Origin of the sequence: Streptomyces niphimycinicus, assembly GCF_018883605.1 — a bacterium.
Classification (GTDB): Bacteria; Actinomycetota; Actinomycetes; order Streptomycetales; family Streptomycetaceae; genus Streptomyces; species Streptomyces niphimycinicus.
The window spans coordinates 1-1,354 of record NZ_JAHLEM010001183.1 but is presented as its reverse complement, the minus strand read 5'-3'; the positions used below and the strand labels follow the sequence as shown (position 1 = coordinate 1,354).

General features: G+C 69.9%; 1 protein-coding gene. It reads left to right on the top strand.

Annotation, left to right across the window (positions count from 1 at the left end):
• Positions 1-1,354, top strand: a 1,354-nt coding sequence (locus tag KN815_RS48710) for an SDR family NAD(P)-dependent oxidoreductase (RefSeq protein ID WP_216348149.1), incomplete at both ends; no start/stop codon positions are given.

The window sequence follows — 1,354 nt, the reverse complement described above, 5'->3', positions numbered from 1 at the left end:
GCGAGGTGGATGCGCGGTTCTGGCAGGCCGTGGAGCGTGAGGATCTCGAATCGCTCGCGAAGGAGCTGGACTTCGACGACGAGGCGTCGTTGCGTGCGGTGTTGCCGGCGTTGTCGGCGTATCACCGCAGTAGCCGTGACCGGTCGACGATTGACGGTTGGCGTTATCGGGTGTCGTGGAAGCCGGTTCCGGATGTGGTCGAGGGGTCGTTGTCGGGGTCGTGGCTGGTGGTGGTTCCGGCGTCCCGTGTTGAGGATGAGCTGGTGGTGGGGGTTGCCGCGGGGCTTGAGCGGCATGGTGCGGGTGTGGTCTCGCTGGTGGTGGGTGAGCGCGACCTGGACGTGAAGGTGCTGGCGGGGCGGTTGCGTGAGGTGGTCGCGGATCTGCCCGAGCTGGGTGGCGTCCTGTCCCTGGTGGCTTTGGAGGAGGAGCCCTGCCCCGGGTATCCGGCGTTGTCGGGTGGTTCCGCGCTGAGTCTGACGCTGGCGCGGGCGGTGGTTGAGGCGGAGGTTCCGGCTCGGCTGTGGTGTGGTACGCGTGGTGCGGTGTCGGTGGGGCGTTGGGATGCTCTGGCTGGTGCGGTGCAGTCGCAGGTGTGGGGTCTGGGTCGGGTGGTGGGGCTGGAGCATTCGGCGGTGTGGGGTGGTCTGGTCGATCTGCCTGGGGTGTTGGATGAGCGTGGGGTGGCGCGGTTGGCCGGTGTGCTGGCGGGTGGGGATGGTGAGGATCAGGTCGCGGTGCGTGGTTCGGGTGTGTTCGCCAGGCGTGTGGTGCGGGCCGATTCCGGTGAGGGGGCGGAGCGGCCGTGGCGGGCGCGTGGGACGGTGCTGGTGACTGGTGGCACGGGTGCGCTGGGCGGTCGGGTGGCGCGCTGGGTGGTGCGTGGTGGTGCGGAGCATGTGGTGCTGACCAGTCGTCGTGGTGCCGGGGCGCCGGGTGCGGCGGAGTTGCGTGAGGAGTTGGAGGCGTTGGGTGCCCGGGTGACCGTGGCGGCGTGTGATGTGGCGGATCGTGCGCAGGTGGCGGCTGTGCTGGATGCCGTTCCGGAGGAGTTTCCGCTTCGTGCGGTGTTCCATGCGGCGGGTGTGGAGCAGGCGGCCGAGCTTCGGGGGATGAGTCTGGCGGATGCGGCGGCGGTGGTGTCCGGGAAGGCTGCGGGGGCGGTGTGCCTGGATGAGCTGCTGGGTGATCGGGAGCTGGATGCGTTCGTGGTGTTCTCGTCGATCGCCGGTGTGTGGGGCAGTGGTGGCCAGGCCGCGTACGGTGCGGCCAATGCCCATCTGGACGCGCTGGTGGAGGACCGTCGTGCGCGGGGTCTGGCTGGTACGGCCGTTGCCTGGGGCCCCTGGGCCGA